15 protein-coding genes are annotated in these 20,904 nt (G+C 47.9%); 10 read left to right on the top strand and 5 right to left on the bottom strand.

Annotated elements, in window-relative coordinates:
- Positions 1 to 102: 102 nt before the first annotated feature.
- The gene (gene ansB, locus ACHA99_RS16525; protein WP_393943905.1) at positions 103 to 1,161 is read right to left on the bottom strand and encodes an L-asparaginase 2; all 1,059 of its coding nucleotides are present in this window, start codon (positions 1,159 to 1,161) and stop codon (positions 103 to 105) included.
- A gap of 556 nt (positions 1,162 to 1,717) precedes the next feature.
- Between ansB and aspA the strand changes: the two genes are divergently transcribed.
- From aspA to ACHA99_RS16495, 6 genes are all read left to right on the top strand, one after another.
- Positions 1,718 to 3,160: an aspartate ammonia-lyase gene (gene aspA, locus ACHA99_RS16520; protein WP_393943903.1), complete on the top strand. Its 1,443-nt coding sequence runs from the start codon at positions 1,718 to 1,720 to the stop codon at positions 3,158 to 3,160.
- Between the two features lie 114 nt (positions 3,161 to 3,274).
- Entirely contained in the window at positions 3,275 to 4,576 is a 1,302-nt protein-coding gene (locus tag ACHA99_RS16515) for an anaerobic C4-dicarboxylate transporter (RefSeq protein WP_105251341.1), read from the top strand.
- A gap of 139 nt (positions 4,577 to 4,715) precedes the next feature.
- Entirely contained in the window at positions 4,716 to 5,441 is a 726-nt protein-coding gene (locus ACHA99_RS16510) for a fumarate reductase cytochrome b subunit (protein WP_212600103.1), read from the top strand.
- 151 nt (positions 5,442 to 5,592) lie between these two features.
- On the top strand, positions 5,593 to 7,602 hold the full coding sequence (locus ACHA99_RS16505; protein WP_393943901.1) for a fumarate reductase flavoprotein subunit: 2,010 nt from the start codon (positions 5,593 to 5,595) through the stop codon (positions 7,600 to 7,602).
- Positions 7,599 to 8,324 carry a fumarate reductase iron-sulfur subunit gene (locus ACHA99_RS16500; protein ID WP_113940031.1) on the top strand — a complete coding sequence of 242 codons (726 nt, stop codon included), beginning with the start codon at positions 7,599 to 7,601 and terminating at the stop codon, positions 8,322 to 8,324. The genes ACHA99_RS16505 and ACHA99_RS16500 overlap by 4 nt, the downstream gene beginning before the upstream one ends.
- Before the next feature lie 228 nt (positions 8,325 to 8,552).
- A complete protein-coding gene (locus tag ACHA99_RS16495; protein ID WP_105251337.1) occupies positions 8,553 to 9,620 on the top strand; it encodes a porin in 1,068 nt (355 codons plus the stop codon).
- 176 nt (positions 9,621 to 9,796) lie between these two features.
- Here ACHA99_RS16495 and ssb read toward each other — a convergent pair whose 3' ends face one another.
- Together ssb and ACHA99_RS16485 are read right to left on the bottom strand one after the other, a co-directional pair.
- Positions 9,797 to 10,504: a single-stranded DNA-binding protein gene (gene ssb, locus ACHA99_RS16490; RefSeq protein WP_168825597.1), complete on the bottom strand. Its 708-nt coding sequence runs from the start codon at positions 10,502 to 10,504 to the stop codon at positions 9,797 to 9,799.
- A gap of 108 nt (positions 10,505 to 10,612) precedes the next feature.
- Entirely contained in the window at positions 10,613 to 11,980 is a 1,368-nt protein-coding gene (locus ACHA99_RS16485) for an MFS transporter (protein WP_263148696.1), read from the bottom strand.
- 403 nt (positions 11,981 to 12,383) lie between these two features.
- On the opposite strand from ACHA99_RS16485, the gene uvrA reads away from it, so the two are divergent.
- The 4 genes from uvrA (at position 12,384) to ACHA99_RS16465 (ending at position 19,236) form a co-directional block, all read left to right on the top strand.
- Positions 12,384 to 15,266 (top strand): excinuclease ABC subunit UvrA, encoded by a 2,883-nt coding sequence (gene uvrA, locus ACHA99_RS16480; RefSeq protein ID WP_113940035.1) that lies wholly within the window; start codon positions 12,384 to 12,386, stop codon positions 15,264 to 15,266.
- Positions 15,267 to 15,454: 188 nt separating this feature from the next.
- On the top strand, positions 15,455 to 16,609 hold the full coding sequence (locus ACHA99_RS16475; protein ID WP_393943897.1) for a M28 family peptidase: 1,155 nt from the start codon (positions 15,455 to 15,457) through the stop codon (positions 16,607 to 16,609).
- A gap of 194 nt (positions 16,610 to 16,803) precedes the next feature.
- On the top strand, positions 16,804 to 18,726 hold the full coding sequence (locus ACHA99_RS16470) for a DEAD/DEAH box helicase (RefSeq protein WP_393943895.1): 1,923 nt from the start codon (positions 16,804 to 16,806) through the stop codon (positions 18,724 to 18,726).
- Positions 18,727 to 18,864: 138 nt separating this feature from the next.
- Complete coding sequence (locus ACHA99_RS16465; RefSeq protein ID WP_393943893.1) at positions 18,865 to 19,236, top strand: DUF6677 family protein; 372 nt, start codon at positions 18,865 to 18,867, stop codon at positions 19,234 to 19,236.
- Here the strand turns inward: ACHA99_RS16465 and ACHA99_RS16460 are convergent.
- Both ACHA99_RS16460 and ACHA99_RS16455 read right to left on the bottom strand, forming a co-directional pair.
- Complete coding sequence (locus tag ACHA99_RS16460) at positions 19,233 to 19,847, bottom strand: HAD family hydrolase (RefSeq protein WP_393943891.1); 615 nt, start codon at positions 19,845 to 19,847, stop codon at positions 19,233 to 19,235. The two genes, ACHA99_RS16465 and ACHA99_RS16460, sit on opposite strands and share 4 nt — an antisense overlap.
- 29 nt (positions 19,848 to 19,876) lie before the next feature.
- Entirely contained in the window at positions 19,877 to 20,851 is a 975-nt protein-coding gene (locus ACHA99_RS16455; RefSeq protein ID WP_168825611.1) for a DMT family transporter, read from the bottom strand.
- Positions 20,852 to 20,904: the final 53 nt, after the last annotated feature.

The following is a 20,904-nucleotide window of genomic DNA, read 5'->3' as shown; positions in this document are numbered from 1 at the left end:
ATGGCATCTAGGAAAAACAACGTCATGGATAGCTCCTCAATGACAAAATGCAAAAGCCCTACAAATATTCGCAGGACTTTTGTTTTATCACGCAGCTGATTCTTAAAACTGTTGAAACCAACGTTGGATCTGCTGTGGATCTTTGCTTTGCGTTAACGACAGCATCAGTAAAATGCGGGCTTTTTGCGGGTTAAGATTACCTGCTGCGATAAAGCCATATTTAGCATCGTCTATCTCGGCATCAAGCGTGGTTGCGCCTGTGGGCACTCGGCTAGAGCGAACGACTAAGGTGCCTTTTTGACTCGCTTTAGCTAAGGTGTCAAATATTGAGTGGTAAATATTACCATTACCTACACCGGCGCTGACTATGCCATCAAAACCCGCTTCAACCATAGCTTTGACAGGTAAATCGCTGGCATTGGCGTAGTTATACACTATGCCTACCTGCGGTAACTTGTCGAGTTTGCTGACATCAAAAGGCGTTTGCGTAGTATGTTGACGCTCAGTTTTGCCCATGTATTCAATCTTGCTGTTATGGATAACGCCAAGCGGGCCAAAGTTAGGCGCGGCAAAAGTGTGTACACCTGTAGTGTTAGTCTTAGTCACATCGCGGGCATTCAATACGGTATCGTTCATCACCACTAACACGCCTCGACCTTTAGATTCGAGGTTAGCGGCGGTCGCGACTGCGTTATACAAATTCATCGGGCCATCGGCACTCATGGCAGTTGATGGACGCATTGCCCCAACCAGTACTACAGGCTTATCGCTCTTGATGGTGAGATTTAAAAAATACGCCGTTTCCTCTAAGGTATCAGTACCATGGGTGATGACGATACCGTCGACATCTTTATCAGCCAATAGCAGATTGATGCGCTTGGCTAAGGCTAGCCAAACTTTATCGTTCATATCCTGCGAACCGATTTTAACCAGTTGCTCACCTTGAATATCGGCAAGTTGTTTCATTTCAGGCACGGCCGCAATTAAGCTACTAATGCCCACTTCACCAGCCTGATAGTTAGACTCAGTAGCCGATTGTCCGACTCCCGCAATAGTGCCACCCGTGGCAATAATACGTACCTGTGGAAGCGCCTGCGCCGCGGAGGAGAGAAATAACCCTAAAGTGACCGAGAGCAAAAGCTTACGCATTGGAAAATTCATGCTTACATCCTTTGATTAATAATAAACGCCCACAGTGTGCACTATTGTCTAAGCCTCACTGTGATAGCTCTCACTAAAATGAAATAACAGATTTAGCGTTATCTAATTGATTATTTAAACTTTAAGGAAAGCACCATGCATTTATTATTGAGTAGATTTAACTAATCAATGATTATTCGCTATTGACGCGGTGACAATTAAATATCGTATGGTTTATTTAAATTTAAAAACACTTGAATAAATATGTCGCCGATTGGTTAACGAATAACAAATCTATAGCTAATTTGCATCAAAAAGTAATGGCTCACACTAGTGATCCGAGTTGAGAGACTTATCTAAGAAACAAAAGAAATACACTATTTCAAACAGTTAAGTGATCACCATCCTAATCCTGTTATTGCCAAAGCGTTAAGATCTACTTCGATAGTCAAGGAGACGATTCTCCTTCATGTTTTCGATGAGTTATTCTTGATGTGTTACGTATACTTATTGTACACATCCACAACTCAATACTCGGAGATATATCTTACTATTAATTGGATTTAATAGGATCGAAATGAAAGATACTAATAGCGTACGGATCGAAGAAGATTTATTGGGCACGAAAGAAGTTTCCAATGAATTTTATTATGGCATACATACATTGCGTGCCATCGAAAACTTTAAGCTGAGTAATCAAAAAATTTCCGATGTACCTGAATTAGTCCGTGGCATGATGCTAACAAAAAAAGCCGCTGCCATGGCTAACAGTGAATTAGGCGCTGTAAGTCCTGAAATCGCTGACAAAATTATTGAAGCGTGCGATCTAATACTCACAACGGGTCGATTTGTTGATCAATTTCCGGTCGATGTTTATCAAGGAGGCGCAGGCACTTCAGTCAACATGAATACCAATGAGGTATTAGCCAACGTTGCACTGGAGATCATGGGGCTAGAAAAAGGCCGTTACGATGTCATCAATCCTAATGACCATGTCAATAAATGCCAATCGACTAACGATGCCTATCCAACAGGTTTCCGTATTGCGGTCATCAACAGTACCGATATTCTGTTAGATGCATTAACCGACCTTATCAGCGCTTTCGACACTAAAGCCACAGAGTTTAAAACCGTCTTAAAAATGGGCCGCACTCAATTGCAAGATGCCGTGCCTATGACCTTAGGCCAAGAGTTTCATGCCTTTGCTGTTACATTGCGAGAAGAAATTAAGTCCATCAAGCGTTGCCAAGAGCTGTTGTTAGAAGTGAACTTAGGCGCAACCGCCATTGGTACAGGGCTCAATACGCCTATCGGTTATTCCGCATTAGCCATTAAGTATCTGGCAGACATTACTGGCCGCGCCTATGTGCCAGCGGAAGATTTAATCGAAGCGACATCCGATTGTGGTGCCTACGTTATGCTGCACAGTGCAATTAAGCGTATGGCGATTAAAATGTCCAAGATTTGTAACGACCTACGCTTACTTTCATCGGGTCCACGTACAGGTCTGAAGGAGATTAATCTTCCTGAGCTGCAAGCGGGTTCCTCCATCATGCCAGCCAAGGTTAACCCTGTGATCCCTGAGGTCGTCAATCAGGTTGCCTTTAAGATTGTCGGCAACGATATCACTATCACTATGGCTGCCGAAGCTGGCCAATTACAGCTTAACGTAATGGAACCTGTGATTGGACAGGCGATGTTTGAGTCGCTCAGTTTGATGGGCAATGCCTGTATCTCCCTGCGTGAAAAATGCGTTGAAGGTATCACAGCCAATCCAGAGATCTGCATGGCCCATGTGATGAACTCTATCGGGATCGTGACCTACCTTAACCCAATCATCGGCCACCATGAAGGTGACATCATAGGCAAGATTTGCGCCCAAACGGGTAAAAATGTCCGTGAAGTGGTACTCGAACGCGGTTTGTTAACGGTTGAAGAACTCGATGACATTCTCTCAGTTGAAAACCTGATGAATCCTAAATATCAGGCTAAACGCAATACTAGCAAAGCCAAAGTGTAACTCAGTGGGGCTGGGGAGCCTTCCCCAGCCCACAACTCGATGATTCAAGAATAAGCCTGCGCAGAGTGAACATGCGTAGGCTATTGAAATTAAAAATAAAATAGAGTTAACACTATGATTATATTAGAGATAATTATCGTCCTCGGGGCTATTTACCTTGGTGCAAGGATGGGTAGCATGGGAGTCGGCTTCGCTGGCGGTGTCGGGGTACTGATACTGACCGCGGGGATGGGACTCAAACCGGGCAATATCCCGATTGACGTGATCCTCATCATTATGTCAGTTATCACCGCAATCGCGGCCATGCAAGTGTCTGGAGGGATGGATTATTTAGTCTCACTGGCAGAAAAATTATTACGTAAGCATCCCAAACAAATCACCTTTCTGGCCCCTGTCGTCACCTATTTCATGACACTTTTTGCGGGTACAGGCCACACAGCATTCTCCACCTTACCTGTTATTGCCGAAGTCGCAAAAGAGCAAGGCATTCGCCCCTCTCGTCCCTTATCTATTGCCGTTGTCGCATCTCAAGTCGCCATTACCGCCTCACCGATTTCAGCGGCTGTCGTGTTCTTCTCAGGTATCTTAGAGCCGTTTGGCGTAGATTATTTAGTACTGTTAGCCGTTTGTATTCCCTCAACTTTCCTCGCCTGCATGGTCGGAGCCGTTGTTGCCAACTTAATGGGTAAAGAACTGGCCGATGATCCTGTCTATCAAGAACGCTTAGCCAAAGGTTTAGTTAAAACACGCGGTAAAACTGAGATCAAAATTAAAGCCGGCGCGAAACGATCTGTGATGATTTTCTTGCTAGCGATTGCGGCTGTCATGGCCTATGCCACTGCGATATCAGACAAAGTCGGTTTGATTGTTGACCCTGTATTGCCACGCGACGCCGCCATTATGGTGCTGATGCTCACGGCAGCTGCCGCTATTACGATTTTCTGTAAGTTAGACGCAAGTGAAATCTCCAATGCGGCCACCTTTAAATCAGGCATGTCCGCCTGTGTTTGTGTGTTAGGTGTGGCTTGGTTAGGCGATACCTTAGTGTCGAATCATATCGAGGAAATCAAAGATCTTGCCGGCACCTTACTGCAAAGTCAGCCTTGGTTATTATCGGTAACCTTATTCTTTGCCTCCATGCTGCTCTACTCCCAAGGCGCGACAACAAAAGCGCTAATGCCCGCAGCCTTGGCGATTGGTGTAAGTCCATTGACAGCCGTAGCCTCTTTCGCCGCCGTCAGCGCGCTGTTTGTATTACCGACTTACCCCACGCTACTGGCTGCGGTCGAGATGGATGATACCGGCTCGACACGGATTGGTAAGGCGGTATTTAACCATCCGTTCCTGGTCCCTGGCGTTGTGACGATTGCCACCAGTGTGGCATTAGCCTTCCTGTTTGGCGGCATGATGCTGTAGCTCAATTTTACCCTAAGTGCTCTCAGGGCTAATGCCTACAAATGGATTAACCCTCTTCTTTTAATCTGTATCTATAGACTTTGTTTTGGCGTGATGCAGGTACATTCACGCCATAGCAAATCGAGTAAGAGGTGAATTAATGTCAGCAAAAACGCGTGTTCCTACCGCCATTAACGGCGGACCATTTGGCCAAGCTTGGTCGGCTAAAGCAGACTGCTTACAAAGTGTGACAGGGCTTATATTAGGTATTTTCCTCTTATTTCATATGCATTTCGAGGCGAGCATTTTATTTGGTAAAGAAACCTTCTTTCACATGGTGCAATTCTTAGAAGGCAGTATGTTTAGCTCGACGGGTCATGGCTTCCCCATAGTGACCCAGATCATTTCAGTCATTATGCTCGTGATTGTTGCAATACATGCCGCCACCGCATTACGTCGTTTTCCAGTGCAATTAGGCCAATGGCGAGCGATGCGTGGCTTCATGTCGACTATCAAGCATAGAGATACCCAAGCATGGTTCTGGCAGATGATCACTGGTTTCTTACTGTTTTTCTTAGTGTCAGCCCATCTTGCCACTATGATTTTAAACCCTGATATTGGCCCTCACCTTTCGGCCGAACGGGTTTACCATGATAACGCTTGGCTCTTATACGTGGTGTTTTTACCTATCGTGTTATTCCACGGCATCGTTGGTTTATACCGAGTGATATTAAAGTGGGGTGTGAGTAGTAACCGTCCACTTATCCGCACTATAGCGCAAATATTGATCGTCTATTTATTGTGTTTAGGCACATTAAGCCTAGTGACCTATATCAATATTGGTATCGAATTAGTTTTGCCAGTACAACCGTTTATTCCTCAGTAATGGGCATGACGCTATCGGCGCACCTGGCCTGTATAGCAAGACAAACAACATACGGATCCTCCTCTGATACATAGTTGCAGCGCATCTATGCCCGAGGAGCGCAATGATAAATCCATGAAATGTTATCTAAATTATTAGATAAGGATCTGATTTGAAAATCATTTATACAGACTCATTAGTCATTGGCGCAGGATTGGCAGGCCTTAGAGTCGCGATTGCCACCAAAGAGCGAGGCCTAGATACCTTAGTGCTATCGTTAATTCCCGCAAAACGTTCACATTCGGCCGCCGCACAGGGCGGAATGCAAGCCAGCCTAGGCAATACCGTTAAAGGCATGGGCGATAACGAAGACATTCACTTTCAAGACACAGTCAAAGGTTCTGACTGGGGCTGCGATCAAGACGTCGCACGCATGTTTGCCCACGTTGCACCGAAAGCGATCCGCGAACTCACCAACTGGGGCGTACCTTGGTCGAGAATATCTGCCGGCCCGCGTGAAGTCATCATGAACGCGCAAAGGGTAACGCTCAATGAGGCTGAAGAAGCTCACGGCCTGATCAATGCCCGCGATTTTGGTGGCACTAAAAAATGGCGTACCTGTTACACAGCCGACGGCACTGGCCATTCTTTGCTGTATGCAGTGGATAACCAAGCTATTTCTATGGGCATTCCAGTACATGAACGGATTGAAGCCCTGTCGCTGATCCATGACGGCAAGCGCTGCCATGGAGTCATTGCCCGCTGCTTAGTCACAGGTGAACTGCGCGCTTATGTGGCCAAATCCACCACTATCGCCACCGGCGGTTATGGCAAGATTTATGAAATATCAACCAATGCCACCATCTGCGAAGGCATAGGCCAAGCGTTAGCACTCGACACAGGTGTGGCCACCTTAGGCAATATGGAAGCGGTGCAGTTTCACCCCACCGCCATAGTGCCCGCGGGGATTCTTACCACTGAAGGGTGTCGTGGTGATGGCGGTATTCTGCGCGATAAAGACGGTCATCGCTTTATGCCAGATTACGAGCCAGAGAAAAAAGAACTCGCCTCCCGCGATGTGGTTTCCCGCCGCATGACAGAGCACATGCGCAAAGGCAATGGCGTCGAAAGCCCTTATGGTCCGCATCTGTGGCTGGATATTACGCAGCTGGGCCGTGAGCATATCGAAACCAACCTGCGCGAAGTGAAAGAGATTTGTGATTACTTCCTCGGTATCGATCCTTGTAAAGATTGGATCCCCGTCCGCCCTACCCAACATTACTCTATGGGCGGCGTGCGCACCAATGCCACCGGCGAGAGTCCACAACTCAAGGGGCTGTTCAGCGTCGGAGAAGCGGCCTGTTGGGATATGCATGGCTTTAACCGTTTAGGCGGTAATTCGGTGGCAGAAACTGTGGTCGGCGGCATGATCATCGGCAAATATGTGGCTGATTTTTGTGAGAATAACGACTTAGAAATTGATACTGCGCTGACTCAAAAATTCATCGATAAGTTACAGCAAGAAATCGATGGGCTGGTCGAAGGCAGCGGTACAGAAAACCCCTTCCAAATAAAGAAAGAAATGCAACGCATCATGATGAACTACGTCGGGATCTTCCGTAATGGACCCGAGTTAGATAAAGCCATTAAAGGCTTGAAAGACTTACTGCTGCGGGCAAAAAATCTTGGCCTTAAATGTAAAAAACGTCACTCCAATCCTGAGTTAGTCGAAGCGCTGCGCGTCACCCGTATGTTGAAAGTGGCCCTAACCGTCGCCTGTGGCGCAGAGGCTCGCACTGAAAGCCGCGGCGCCCATTCACGGGAAGATTACCCACAACGCAATGATAAAGATTGGCTCAACCGCACGCTGGCAACTTGGCCTGATGCCGAATCACTGGAACCAGTACTGCGTTATGAAGCTTTAGATGTGATGAAAATGGAGCTACCACCGGGATACCGAGGCTACGGTAACGACAATACTATCGCCCATCCAGATACCGAAAAACGCGTACAAGAAATCAATCAAGTGCTCGCGAGCTTAGGTAATGACCCCGATAGAGACACACTGCAGCGAGCCCTGATGCCATACGAGCTGCCAAGCCACCTGCAGGCTCCTAATGAACGCCTCAGCGATACCTTAGCGATCACTCCAGCCCAACCGGTAGGAAACAAACCACTATGAGCCGTCAAATCAGCTTTAATATCTTTCGCTACGATCCGCAAGATGGCCAAGACAAGCCAAAGATGGAACGTTATCAGTTGACTGAAACACCGGGCATGACAGTATTTATCGCCTTAAATCAACTACGTGAGCTACAAGACCCTTCATTGCAGTTCGACTTTGTCTGCCGCGCGGGCATCTGTGGCAGTTGCGCCATGGTGATCAATGGTTTCCCCACGCTTGCCTGTCGCACGTTAACGGCAAATTATCCCAATGGTGAAATCACCCTCATGCCGCTACCTGGCTTCGAGCTGATTGGCGACTTATCGGTGAACACGGGTAAATTTATGCGTGAATTAGCCGAACGCTTAAAACTGTGGCTGCACCCTAGACCCGATGATCAGGACATTCATCGTCTCGAAAATCCAATGGCACCCGAAGAAGCCGCGCGGATCTATGAGCTAGAACGCTGTGTCGAATGTGGCGTTTGTGTGTCGGCCTGCGCCACCAAACAAATGCGTGACACCTTTGTCGGCGCGGTTGGCATGATGAAAATTGCCCGCTTTGAAATGGATAGCAGAGACAGCCGCAGCGCGGATGATTTCTACCATGTGATTGGCAATCAAGATGGCGTGTTCGGTTGTATGACGCTACTCGGCTGCCAAGATAACTGCCCCAAAGATTTGCCGCACATGCAGCAAATCGCTTACCTGCGCCGAAAAATGGCCGCAAGCATACTCTAATCCTCCCTCTAACATCCCGCTGTTTTGGCGGGATGGATAGGATTGCACCTTTCCAAAACCAGCTGACACGTTTTATCTGTCAGCTGCTGAGTTACGAAGCCTAATTTTCTTAGTTAGGCGCCTCCCCAGCACTATCACAAGTGCAGCTCCTTACTACTAGCGATACAGCTCAATCGGCAACAAAATCCATTAGCGTAACGCGAGTAGTTGTTATGTAAGGAAACATAAATGAAACCGTCTAAACTTACATCAGCCATACTTGTGCTGAGCTTTGCCACACCTATCTTTGCCGTTCAAGCCAATAATACAGCAGAAACCAATGACGAATTACGCACTGAGTTACAACAAATTCAGCAGAGACTCGCCATGCTCGAAGCTCAAGAAAATGAGCCATCAGTGCCATCGGATACCCAGTTTAATTTTTATGGTTCTTTACGCCCAACCTTCGGCCTGACCCACACTAACTCGGACGATGTGTGGGATGTAGGCGATGCAAACTCGCGGATTGGTTTTGCTGCAGAGCACCAACTCGGTAATGGCTTAGTCGGTTTTGCGAAAGGGGAATTTAAGGTCGATATCAAAGATGACGGTGACTTTGGCGATGCGCGCAAAGCCTATGTCGGATTAAAGGGATTTTTTGGTAGCGTTGCCATAGGTAAACAAGCCGTCACGCAGGAAATGATTTCCGATCCCGTTGATATATTTAACCGCTCAGGAACGCCTCTGGCCTATGACAGTGCGAGCCCATTCAGGCTCAATAATCTCGTGACCTATCGTAAAGAGTTTGGCGACCTGTTATTTTCGGCCGATGCACAATTCGACGGCAATAAAGGCAGTGGCGGCAGTGACTTCGTTAACACAGGTATCCGTTATAAAACCGACTTCATCTACATTGCCGCAGCTTTTTATAATAAAGAGTTAGAAGACAACAAGGATGAAAATACATTCGGTGTAACCCTAGCGAAAAATTTCAATTCTCTGTTCCTCGCCGCAGCCTACCAAAACATTGAAAAAGACAGCGTCGATGGCACCACATTGGATGGTTCAACACTGGATGTAGTTGCAAGCTATCCCATCACTGACAGCTATAAAATCAAGCTAGGCGTGTCCAGATATGACGATGGCGACAATGACATCACCTCCGCGAAATACAATGCCTATAACACTACGCTGGAATGGCATAAAACACCGAAATTCAGCACCTTCATCGAATATCAAAAAACAGATTTTGAATACCGCGAAACCAATGACCAGATCATGCTAGGCATGCGTTATAACTTCGATTATACGTTCTAAGTTTCTATCTCAAACGTATCGTTATGTGAGCAAGCGAGGTGAAAGATTTAGCAACCTCGCCCACGGCCTCAAAGCACAAAACTTAAAAGCATAAAGACAAGAAACAACAAAGCCACGACTCGCGTGGCTTTGCTTATTTAAGACGATACCGTCTTTATGCTTCGATACGTTCCAAATTAGAATGGAATATCGTCATCCCAGCCATCATCCAAATCTGGAGTGAAGTTTTGCTGTGGTTGTGGCGCTGGACGCTGTGCTGGTGCTGCAGGCGCTTGATAAGCTGGCGCTGGAGCGGCTTGTTGCTTAGGCGCATAACCACCTTGTTGTGGTTGTTGAGCCTGTGGCTGACCATAACCTTGCTGCTGGGCAGGAGCTGGCGGAGCATATTGTTGCTGAGCTGGCGCTTGGTAAGCAGGTGCAGCTTGAGGCGCTGGCGCATATTGATTTTGCGCAGGCGCGGCTTGTTGTGGTGCAGATTGATAACCTGCGTTTTGTGGCATGCCGCCCATTGGCGCGCCTTGTGCTTGTCCACCTTGACCACGGCTACCTAGCATTTGCATGCTACCGCTTTGGTCGATAACCACTTCAGTGCTGTAGCGGTCTTGACCACTTTGGTCTTTCCACTTACGAGTTTGCAGTTTACCTTCAAGGTAAACCTGTGAACCTTTACGCAGGTATTCACCGGTAATTTCAGCTAATTTGCCGAACAGAACCACACGGTGCCATTCAGTACGCTCTTGCTGTTGACCCTGTTGGTCTTTCCACGATTCGCTAGTCGCTACTGTGATGTTTGCGACTGCATTACCGTTTGGCATATAACGCACTTCTGGATCTTGTCCCAAATTGCCAACCAAAATTACCTTGTTAACACCACGACTGGCCATTGAAATCTCCTGCGATTCTTTAAATAATCTATTAATTCAGTATGTTGTTTATCTTTATTGCCATAGAGGAAAATCAGCTTCCCCAAATACCACACGGCAGACCAGATATTATTGAGCAGAGCCTAACACAGCTCGTGCTTCTCTTAAATCGAAATGCTCGTCTACCTTGAGATAAGCCACTTTCTCGTCCAGCACGACTATGGCTTCAACAACGCCCATTAATTGGGATAACTGGGTTGCCATATCGCGCGCTTGCGCCTTGTCTTTCACTTCAGCTTCTAAGGTGTAACTCTTTAACAACACAGGATTTTGCATGCCTAATGTCAGGAATAACCAAATAGACATTAAGATCACGGCAACAACAAATACCCCGACTGCGCCCACGAGCTGGAAAGCACCGCCACCGAGCATACCACCACAAAAAGCCCCTAAAAACTGGCTAGTTGAATACACGCCCATAGCCGAACCTTTTTCGCCGACGGGGCAAAATTTGGCAATCAAACTTGGCAGTGAGGCTTCTAAATAGTTAAACCCAGTAAAAAAAAGCACCACGGCAAAACTCAATACCCAAAGATTGCTCGCAAATGCGGCCATCGACAGCAATGCCACTATCATGATCACGAGGGCAATTTGGAACATCGCCTTAGTATTTTTGCGTTTAACCCCTATGATGATTAACGGCACCATCAAAATAAATGCGCCCACAAAAGCGGGGAAATACAGCATCCAATGTTTTTCTTTCACTAGACCCGCATCCACCAGATCCAGCGGTAGTGCCACAAATACTGCGGTGAGCACTAAATGCAGGATAAAAATCCCAGCGTTAAGCCTAAATAATTGCGGCTCGAGGAACATACGTTTGAGCTTAGCGGGCGTTGCTAAAGTGTCTCCCTTCGGCGCCTGAGTGATGGGATTAGGCACTAAAAACTGGATCAACAGCATACCGACAATAGCAAATACCGCCGTTAACCAAAACAATCCAGTCAACCCAAGATGTTGCGCGACGATAGGCCCCATTAGCAAAGACAGGGCAAAAGATAACCCGATACACATGCCAATAATCGCCATCACCTTAGTGCGCTGCTCGTCGCGGGTTAAATCCGCGGCAAGCGCCAGCACGGCAGCGGCAATCGCGCCCATACCCTGTACAGCTCGACCAAAGACAACGCCATAAATCGTATCTGCGTTAGCAGCGATAACACTACCAATAGCAAACAACACTAAGCCACCGAGAATAATCGGCTTGCGACCATATTTGTCAGATAAAATCCCCATGGGGATTTGCAGCACGGCTTGAGTCAGGCCATAGGCGCCGATAGCAATACCCACCCACAGAGGCGAAAAGCCTTCGAGATGCTGACCATAAAGTGCAAAGACGGGCATGATCATAAACAAGCCCATCATGCGCAAACCAAATACACTGGCTAAAGAAAACGCGACTTTTTTCTCAGTACCCGAAAGTCCGTTGTTACCCATGATTTTGCCCTGGATTGAAGTCTTTTAAGGGGCGCATGTTACCACACCCAAAAGGATTTGCTCAAAAGGAAATAGTGGCCTAAACCACTGACTATACACTTAGCTTTTATCCCGTTAATCACGGACCTATATTGACTGTGTCTGAGTTAACATCTTTATTTTTAACGCTCAGGCACAGGGGAATGAGTCTAACATAGTGTTCACAATTGTCCTGTGAGTCAGTGCGCAACAACAGTATTAATCTTAGTTAATCCATTCCATCCACAACATCCCGCGAAGCAGGTCGACTTAAAGCCAGTGCCAGCCCTAGGATTGGTGCAGATCACAGAATCAACTAAACTCAGCGGCGGAACTGTGCGATACTTGTGCTCATTTTTTTAAGCATATGGCATTAGAGCGATAGATGGATAAGATTGAAATACGCGGCGCACGCACCCACAATCTCAAGAATATCAACCTGACTATCCCAAGGGATAAACTGATTGTCATCACGGGCTTATCGGGATCTGGCAAATCCTCCCTCGCTTTCGATACTTTATATGCCGAGGGCCAGCGACGTTATGTCGAGTCCCTATCTGCCTATGCTCGCCAATTTTTGAGTTTAATGGAAAAGCCCGATGTGGACCATATCGAAGGCTTAAGCCCGGCGATATCCATAGAGCAAAAATCCACCTCCCATAACCCACGTTCGACCGTGGGCACGATTACCGAAATTTACGATTACCTGCGCTTGATGTTTGCACGCGTGGGTGAGCCGCGTTGTCCGACACACAATCAACCCTTGGCGGCACAAACCGTCAGCCAGATGGTCGATAAAGTGTTAGAAATGCCCCAAGACAGCCGCTTGATGCTGCTCGCACCTGTGGTCAACGCCCGTAAGGGTGAACACGTTAAATTGCTCGAAGGTCTATCGGCACAGGGTTATATCCGCGCGCGTATCGACGGTGAAGTGTGTGACTTAACCGATCCGCCAACCTTAGACTTACACGTTAAACACACGATTGAAGTGGTCGTAGACCGTTTTAAAGTGCGTGACGATATCAAGCAACGCTTAGCGGAATCCTTTGAAACCGCGCTGGAACTCTCCGGCGGCATAGCGACCGTTGCCAGCATGGAAGACGACACGGGTACTGGTAAATCCAAAGGCGAAGAACTGATCTTCTCGGCCAACTTTGCCTGCCCGCACTGCGGTTATTCGATGGCGGAATTAGAGCCAAGGATCTTCTCCTTTAACAATCCCGCCGGCGCGTGCCAAACCTGTGATGGTTTAGGGGTACAACAATTTTTCGATCCTGAACGAGTGATCACCAATACCGAGCTGTCACTGGCGGGCGGTGCGATTCGCGGCTGGGATAGGCGCAACTTCTATTACTTCCAAATGCTCAGCTCACTCGCCGAACATTATAAGTTCGATGTCGAAGTGCCCTACGAGCAGCTTAGCGAAAAAGTCCGCAAAATCGTACTTTACGGCTCAGGTAAAGAAAGTATTGCCTTTAAATACATTAATGACCGCGGTGATGTGGTGGTGCGTAATCACCCCTTCGAAGGCATTCTAAACAACATGGACAGACGCTATCGCGAAACCGAAAGCAACTCGGTACGTGACGAATTAGCCAAGTTTATCAATACCCAAGCTTGTCAAAGCTGTGGTGGTTCGCGTCTGCGCGAAGAAGCACGTAACGTGTTTTTAGGTGATATCAACCTGCCACAACTCACCACTTGGTCGATTGGCGAAGCCTTGGACTACTTCGAGAAAGTCGAATTTAGCGGCCAAAAGGCGCAGATTGCCGAGAAGATTTTAAAGGAAATCCGCGATCGCTTAGGCTTCCTCGTCAACGTGGGTCTCAATTATTTGAGCCTATCGCGCTCGGCAGAAACCCTCTCCGGCGGTGAAGCCCAACGTATTCGACTCGCCAGCCAAATTGGCGCCGGACTCGTCGGCGTGATGTATGTGCTCGACGAACCCTCAATCGGCCTGCATCAAAGGGATAACGAACGTCTGCTGCAAACCCTGATCCACCTGCGGGATTTGGGCAACACTGTGATTGTGGTTGAGCATGACGAAGATGCGATCCGTATGGCGGATCACGTGATCGATATCGGCCCTGGTGCTGGCGTACACGGCGGCGAAGTGATTTGCGACGGCCCAATTGAGAAAATCATCGCCTGTGAAGAGTCAGTTACCGGACAATATATTTCTGGTAAGCGCTGCATTCATATCGATACACCGCGCATTCCGTTCGACAAAACTCAAGTGATTGAGTTGTTTGGCGCACGCGGCAACAACTTGCGTAATGTGGATTTAACCATTCCCATTGGCCTATTCACCTGTGTGACGGGTGTATCAGGTTCGGGTAAATCAACCTTAATCAACGATACCTTCTTCAAGATCGCCCATAGAATGCTCAACGGAGCGACGGTGGATGAGCCATCACCCTATGACCGTATCGAAGGGATGGAACTGTGCGACAAAGTGGTCGATATCGACCAAAGCCCGATTGGCCGCACACCGCGCTCAAATCCGGCCACTTATACCGGCATCTTCACCCCAATTCGCGAGATTTTTGCCGGAACCCAAGAGTCGCGGACTCGCGGTTATCAGGTCGGCCGTTTCTCCTTTAACGTAAAAGGTGGACGCTGCGAGGCCTGCCAAGGCGATGGCTTGATCAAGGTCGAAATGCACTTCCTACCCGATGTGTATGTGCCCTGTGATTCTTGTAAAGGTAAGCGCTACAACCGCGAAACCTTAGAAGTACGCTATAAAGGCAAGAATATTCACGAAGTACTGCAGATGACAGTGGAAGATGCGCGTCAGTTCTTCGATGCCGTACCTGCCATTGCCCGTAAGCTACAAACCTTGATGGATGTGGGTTTGTCCTATGTGCGTCTCGGCCAAAGTGCGACCACACTTTCGGGCGGTGAAGCCCAAAGGGTGAAACTTGCCAAAGAGCTGTCTAAGCGTGACACGGGCCAAACCTTGTATATCTTGGATGAACCGACCACGGGCTTACATTTTGCCGATATTCAATTGCTGCTCGACGTGTTGCATCGTCTCAAATCCCACGGCAACACGATTGTGGTGATTGAGCATAATCTGGATGTGATCAAAACCGCAGACTGGATTATCGACTTAGGCCCAGAAGGCGGCGGTGGTGGCGGTATGATTTTAGCCACAGGCACGCCGGAAGAAGTCGCCGAGCATCCAACCTCCCACACGGCACGCTTCTTAAAGCCACTGCTAAAACGGGATATCGAGCTGGCAAAGGCCAATAAAGCTAAGGCTTAACATTCGGCTCACGCCGCCGTTGGTCTGAATAATAGAAGCGCAGTCGCCCTAAGCACTGCGCTTTTTTTCTCTCAGCAATCCAATATGCTTAAGCTATCGCATACATATAGATCTCATTGAATTAGAATCGGATTTAGGCAAAGATGATATTCATCTTCTGGCGAAGGCTTCAGCGATAAGGAATGTCCATGCGTGATAGCACTCAGTCCCCAGTGACTCACCTTATGTTACCGAGGCAATATCAATCACTTTTAAGTAAAAACCTAAGCGACATAAACCTAAGCGCATCGACTCTATTCAACCACAGTCGTATCGGTCAGCTGCTCGCCAAGTTCAAGATCACGCACCTTATAAGACATCAATCCCAAAGACTTGGCTTATTAGCACTGGCCTGCGTTGTTACAACGACCCTCACTGGCTGCGCTAACTCAGCCGAAACCTGTGCACGCACAGAGCTAAAACTCACTTGGGCCGAGCCCACAGAGTTACAAGCGACAGTCACAGTATTAAGTTCGGATGAATTTGAAGGCCGCAAAACCCAAACCCAAGGTGCGGCAAAAAGTCGTGACTATATAAAGCAGCAATTTCAGGGGCTAGGTTTACAGCCTTGGGGAGCGGACTTTATCGTGCCCTTTGAATATAAAACCTTCTTCACCCAAGAAAACGGCGCCAACGTGGTCGCCACCGCGATGGCGACAGAGCCGACAAATCGATGGCGCATTATCGTCGCCCACTATGATCACTTAGGCATGAGCGGCAGCAAGATTTACCACGGCGCCGATGATAACGCCTCCGGCGTCGCTGCTATGCTCGCCATTGCCAAACATTGGCAACAGCAATTTGCCCTACAACCCAATACCTTGCCTAAGGTAAACCTGATGTTTGTGGCAACCGATGCCGAAGAACCCGGTCTCTATGGCAGTATCGCCTTGGTAGAGCAACTCAAAACCCGCCTGCCAGAAGCGACTTTTGAGCTGATGTTGAATTTAGATATGGTGAGTCACCCCGGCAGGCCCTATGGGATTTACCTCGAAGGCAGTCGAAACTTCACTCAGTTCAATCAATTTAAACCCCTACTGAATCAACAGAACCGACTTTGCATTAAGCTCACGCACCCTAAACCCGTTGGTCGAAGCATACAAAGTACCGATTGGCTGCGGGCGTCGGATCATTACCCCTTCCACAAAGCGAATATCCCTTGGCTGTATTTTGGTGTGCCGACCCATCCCCAATATCACACACCAGAGGATACCGTCGCGACAATCGACATCACTTTTCTTGCGGCAGTGACAGAGTCAGCATTCGAGTTACTTCAATTAAATGTTGAATATTTAAAGAATTAATGGGAAGTGGCGCGTTTCTTGCTCAGTTTTAGCGAAAAAAATGCAGAAAACAGGTTAAATAGCGTGACTCTGATTGGTAAAGTGGCCGCCATGCTGCTATAATCCGTCGTTCGCGGGAAATCGACACGGGGTTGATTTTCTGTCTGTGAAACTTTAGCGCCATTTCGCGCGCGCATCCACAAGGCTACAACCCAATGTCATCCGATGAAAGAACTTTCCGTGAACTCGGCCTATCCGAGAATTTGTTGCGTGCTCTTGACGAGCTAGGTTATGAAAAACCAACGCCAATCCAATCAGCCAGTATCGATCCACTTATGGCTGGCAAAGATATTTTAGGTCAAGCGCAAACAGGTACAGGTAAAACTGGCGCCTTCGCGTTACCACTATTAAACAAAGTTACCAGCCAAACGACACCGCAAATTTTAGTATTAGCACCAACACGTGAATTAGCCGTGCAGGTTGCCGAAGCGTTCAGTAGCTATGCCAAATTTATGAAGAATTTCCACGTTCTTCCAATTTATGGCGGCCAAAGCATGCAACAACAGTTGAATGCCCTGAAACGCGGCCCACAAGTTATCGTTGGTACGCCAGGTCGTGTTATGGACCATATGCGTCGCGGCACCTTGAAACTCGACTCATTACAAGCTTTAGTGCTAGATGAAGCCGATGAAATGTTAAAAATGGGCTTCATCGATGATATCGAATGGATCCTTGAGCACACGCCAAGCGAACGCCAACTGGCGTTATTCTCTGCCACTATGCCAGAGCAAATTAAGCGTGTTGCTAACCAGCACTTACGTAATCCTGTACATGTTCGTATCGAATCAAGCCAAACTACGGTTGAGTCAATCGAACAGCGTTTCGTACAAGTATCACAACACAACAAACTTGAAGCCTTAGTACGTGTATTAGAAGTTGAAAACACTGAAGGTGTAATCATATTCGTCCGTACTCGTAACTCATGTGTTGAGTTAGCTGAGAAGTTAGAAGCCCGCGGTTATGCTTCATCACCACTACACGGTGACATGAACCAGCAAGCCCGTGAGCGTGCAGTTGACCAACTGAAACGTGGCAAGTTAGACATTCTGATCGCGACTGACGTTGCGGCCCGTGGTCTTGACGTTGAGCGTATCGGTCACGTTGTGAACTACGATATTCCGTATGATGCCGAAGCTTATGTACACCGTATTGGTCGTACAGGCCGTGCTGGCCGTACTGGTATGGCGATCCTGTTTGTAACTAGCCGTGAAATGCGCATGCTGCGCACTATCGAACGCTCAACTAACAGCCGCATTTCACCAATGAAAATCCCAAGCCCAGAGACTGTTGCAGAACGTCGTCTGTCTCGCTTAGGTGAGCAATTGGCTGAAACAATCAACGGCGATTTAGATTTCATGAAAGAAGCTGTTGCTCAATTATGCCAACAGTTAGAAGTCGATACCGATCTGCTAGCCGCAGCATTGTTACAGCAAGTTCAACAAGAACGTCCTTTGCAATTGCCAGCAATTCAAGAACGTGTTCGTGATGAACGCAGTGAGCGCACTGAACGTAGCGACCGCGGAAGTGATCGTAATGACCGTGGTGGTGAGCGTGGCGAACGCAGAAGCCGCGAACCGCGTCCAATGCCAGCAAGCTTAGGCTCAGCTGAAGCGTTGAAAGACAACCCAGATTTAAAAATGTGCCGTTACGTGATCGACGTAGGTCGTGAGAATGGTGTAGGTGTGGGTAACATCGTTGGCGCTATCGCGAACGAAGCTAACATCGACAGCCGTTACATTGGCGCAATCCAACTTTACGATGCAGTGACCACTGTTGACCTGCCAGACGGCATGCCAAAAGACGTGTTACAGCACCTACGTAAAGTACGTGTTTGTGGCAAGCCATTGAACATCCGCGAAGCTGGCGATCAAGTATTTGTTGATTCAGGCCGTAGTGCTCGTTCAGACCGCCCTGCTGGTGACCGTAAACCACGTGGCGATCGTCCAACAGGTGACCGCCCATCGGGTGATCGTAAGCCTCGCGCTGCGTCTACTGGTGACAAGCCATTTGCTGACCGCAAACCACGTGCAGACAAACCTGCCGGTGAGCGTAAGCCACGTAAACCACGTGAAGACTAATCTAGCTTAAGCTAGAGACTAAAAAAGGAGCCTAGGCTCCTTTTTTGTTGGCTTGATTTTGTCTTAGTTTGCCTTTAACAAAGATAAAGCTTAGTGTCTAATCTCCAAAGAGTTTAATGGTATAAGTAATCGACTCCCATGAAAAAAGCCCTTACCGCTGGACTATTATCCGCCTTCGTCGCCCCTGGCAGCGGCCATTTCTATCTGCAACATAAACGCAGCGCCCTAGTGTTTTTTGTACTGGCAATACTGAGTCTCGGCCTGTTGCTGCAACAAGTCATGCAAGTAGCGCAGCTTATCTCGCTTGATATTCAAACTGGCGTTTTGCCGCTGGATATAGGCGTGATTACAGCCGAAGTGACCAAGCAAACCACGGCAACCATTCGTGATGGTGCGGACAAGCTGATGTATGGATTTATCCTCTGCTGGCTGATTGCCTTATTAGATAGCGTGCGCTTGGGACTAAAACAAGATAAGCAAGATGCAGTCACGGCCCAAAACAATGCCTAGTTGCCAACTGTCCATGCTTCAATAAAGCTATGGTAGCAAGTAACGAGCATATCGGCGTTGTGGGCATAATCGGGAATAATTTCAGGACAATAGAGGGCACAGTGACTACCCGCATTGCGCGCAGTTTGCAGATCAAACAGATAATCGCCCACATACAAGATCTCTGCGGGCGCGAGTTGCCACTGCTGGCAAATAAGATGAATACCTTCGGGATGCGGTTTAGGCTGCGCATCATAGCGCGTTAATACTAGTGCGATATCTATGCCGAGTTTATCGATAGTGATTTGCGCCGCTTCTGGCATATTGCGAGTCAAAATAGCCAAGGGCAGTGACTTGGCCCGTAGGCATTCGATAAGCTCCCTAGCGCCATCAATCCAACTGGCCTTGAGTGAACTTTGTCTTTCGTACTCATGGACGATTTCTAACGCTTGAGCACGTGCTTCATCAGTACTAAGACTCTCGACATGGGCCAAGATATCCGTACCAGAATGAATCCCCAACTCACGCCGCAGCCCTGCAAAATCGGGATTAGAATGCGCTAAGGTGCCGTCGAGATCGAAGATGACCCCACGGATATCCTGAAGTTTTAATTCGCTGAGTCTAGTGATCACTGACCTTTCCCATAGATAAAATGTATGCGTTAGACAGCCTGCAAACGCTTCGCCTGACGATTACGGTACATAGGCAGCAATTGCACCACCATCACAGAGACAATAATCACGCCAATCCCCAGCAGAGATAAACCATCTAATTCATCAGCGCGGAATACTTCTGGCCACCAGCCAAGGCTCACCACTAACGCCGTGGCACTAAAGCTAAATACTGGCGTTAGGGCCAACATGGCACTGACCTGCGCCGTCGGCCAGTACTTCATCGACTGGCCAAAACAGCCATAGGCGATCAAGGTATTGGCGGCGCAAAACAGTGCTATCTGCCAATCGAAGCTGTCCATACTAACAAACTGACTAAAGTCGCTAAAGGGAGCCATTACGAAAATACCTAAGCCATAGATCACTAAGAGCACGTTCGCGGGCGACAAACGATTCAGTAAGGATTTTTGTAATAAGGCATAGCTAGTCCACGACAGTGCCGAGAACTGGATGATCATCACCCCAATCCAAACCTGATGATTATTAGCCCCAGAAAAATTTAAATTAGGATGGAAAAACATCAACATACCTAAAGCTAAGGTTGCAAAACAGCTGAGTTGCACTGCATTAAGCCGTTCCTTAAAAAACAACACACCACCAAACGCGAGGAAAAAGGGCGAAGTCTGGAAATTCAGTTGGGCGGCGCCCGGTGCGAGGTAATCGAGTGAGTAAACAAAAGACACATAATTGAGCATCAAGAAGATGCCAGCAAGCACTAACCTTAACCAAACTTTGGCATCAAGTGCTGCAAATTGCTTAAGACTACCTGCGCTCCATTGGATCACTATACTGACTAAAAGCGCGACCAGAAAACGAAACCAAGTAAGAGTCACGGGATCGATAAAGGCCGCCGAGAGCTTTAATGCTATAGGTAACATGCCCCAAAATAAAACCGCAACTGAGATGAATAGGAGCCCAAGCTGAGCATGATTATTTGCCTGAGGGGCGTTATGGCTAAGGTTCACGGAGGAGTCCAGTAGAAACCGCAAAATGGACAGCCATTCTGGCACTGAGCCAA

Origin of the sequence: Shewanella sp. S23-S33 (assembly GCF_043359565.1) — a bacterium.
GTDB lineage: Bacteria > Pseudomonadota > Gammaproteobacteria > Enterobacterales > Shewanellaceae > Shewanella > Shewanella oncorhynchi.
This window is presented reverse-complemented; position numbering and strand designations above follow the sequence as displayed.

Bases quoted from the DNA above. Each gene is read 5' to 3' on its own strand.
- ACHA99_RS16500 (WP_113940031.1), top strand. From the start codon at position 7,599: ATGAGCCGTCAAATCAGCTTTAATATCTTTCGCTACGATCCGCAAGAT.
- ACHA99_RS16515 (WP_105251341.1), top strand. From the start codon at position 3,275: ATGATTATATTAGAGATAATTATCGTCCTCGGGGCTATTTACCTTGGT.
- ACHA99_RS16470 (WP_393943895.1), top strand. From the start codon at position 16,804: ATGTCATCCGATGAAAGAACTTTCCGTGAACTCGGCCTATCCGAGAAT.
- ACHA99_RS16510 (WP_212600103.1), top strand. From the start codon at position 4,716: ATGTCAGCAAAAACGCGTGTTCCTACCGCCATTAACGGCGGACCATTT.
- ACHA99_RS16495 (WP_105251337.1), top strand. From the start codon at position 8,553: ATGAAACCGTCTAAACTTACATCAGCCATACTTGTGCTGAGCTTTGCC.
- aspA (WP_393943903.1), top strand. From the start codon at position 1,718: ATGAAAGATACTAATAGCGTACGGATCGAAGAAGATTTATTGGGCACG.
- ansB (WP_393943905.1), bottom strand. From the start codon at position 1,161: ATGAATTTTCCAATGCGTAAGCTTTTGCTCTCGGTCACTTTAGGGTTA.
- ACHA99_RS16485 (WP_263148696.1), bottom strand. From the start codon at position 11,980: ATGGGTAACAACGGACTTTCGGGTACTGAGAAAAAAGTCGCGTTTTCT.
- uvrA (WP_113940035.1), top strand. From the start codon at position 12,384: ATGGATAAGATTGAAATACGCGGCGCACGCACCCACAATCTCAAGAAT.
- ssb (WP_168825597.1), bottom strand. From the start codon at position 10,504: ATGGCCAGTCGTGGTGTTAACAAGGTAATTTTGGTTGGCAATTTGGGA.
- ACHA99_RS16465 (WP_393943893.1), top strand. From the start codon at position 18,865: ATGAAAAAAGCCCTTACCGCTGGACTATTATCCGCCTTCGTCGCCCCT.
- ACHA99_RS16475 (WP_393943897.1), top strand. From the start codon at position 15,455: ATGCGTGATAGCACTCAGTCCCCAGTGACTCACCTTATGTTACCGAGG.